At 55.9% G+C, this 1217-nt stretch carries 1 protein-coding gene; it reads left to right on the top strand.

The annotated features are described in order from the left end of the window. Positions 1 to 56 precede the first annotated feature (56 nt). Positions 57 to 1183, top strand: a protein-coding gene (locus MWU53_RS15895) for an IS3 family transposase (RefSeq protein ID WP_247094675.1) whose coding sequence is annotated in 2 segments (ribosomal slippage) — positions 57 to 321 and positions 321 to 1183 — 1128 coding nt in all. Because the reading frame shifts where the segments join, the coding sequence is not laid out codon by codon here. The last annotated feature ends 34 nt before the right edge of the window (positions 1184 to 1217 follow it).

Raw genomic sequence — 1217 nt, 5'->3', positions numbered from 1 at the left:
TGATCCTCCCCCACTGAAGTGGTCCGCCCCTATAGTTAGGAAACGGAGGATCAGATATGGGAATCAAACGACACAAGCCTGAAGAGATTGTCACGAAGTTACGGCAGGTTGAGGTGCTTTGCGGCCAAGGGATGCCGCGCGTAGACGCCATCCGACAAGTGCAGATTACAGAACAAACCTTCTATCGCTGGCGTAAGCAATATGGCGGTATGGGAACTGACCAACTGAAGGAACTCAAACGGCTCCAGAAGGAGAATGAGCGTCTGAGACGGGCCGTATCGGACCTGACGCTGGACAAGTTGATCTTGTCAGAGGCCGCACGGGGAAACTACTGAGCCCCTCGCGCCGCCGTAACTGCATTGATCATGTGCGAAGCCAGTTCCACGTCTCAGAGCGTCGCGCCTGCCGCGTTCTGGGGCAGCACCGGTCCACACAGAGGCGGGTGCCTGTTGGACGTGCTGACGAAGACCGGCTGGTGTCTGACATGATCGAACTGACACGCCAATATGGTCGATACGGTTATCGTCGGATCGCGGCTCTTCTGAGAGACGCCGGCTGGCAAATCAACGACAAGCGTGTTGAACGCCTATGGCGGCGAGAGGGGCTGAAAGTTCCAATGAAGCAACCGAAGAAAGGACGGCTCTGGCTGAACGATGGGTCGTGTGTTCGGCTCCGGCCCGAATATCGCAACCATGTCTGGTCCTATGACTTCGTGCACCATCGAACGGATGACGGGAAAGCGTTCCGGACACTGAACATTCTGGATGAACACAGCCGGGAATGTCTGGCGATCCGGGTGAAGAGGCGCTTGAACTCGGCAGAAGTTATCGACGCGCTGACAGATCTGTTCATCCTGCGTGGCGTTCCTGCCTACATCCGATCAGACAACGGCCCAGAGTTCATTGCTCGGGCCGTTCGAGATTGGATCGCAGCGGTCGGTGCCCAAACGGCCTACATTGAACCAGGATCACCTTGGGAGAACGGATACTGCGAAAGCTTCAATGCAAGGCTTCGGGACGAACTGCTGAACGGCGAGGTCTTCTACTCGCTAAGGGAGGCTCAAATCCTGATCGAACAATGGAGAAAACACTACAACACCAAACGACCGCATAGTGCTCTGGGCTACCGCCCACCGGCCCCTGAAACCATCGTCCCGATGGAACAAACGCCAATCATGCACTAACATTCAAACTGGACCATTTAGGTGGGGCTGATCA

The organism is Aliiroseovarius sp. S1123, from assembly GCF_023015885.1.
GTDB lineage: Bacteria > Pseudomonadota > Alphaproteobacteria > Rhodobacterales > Rhodobacteraceae > Aliiroseovarius.
Note: the sequence above shows the minus strand (reverse complement) of the source record. Positions and strands in the feature narration are given on the sequence as shown.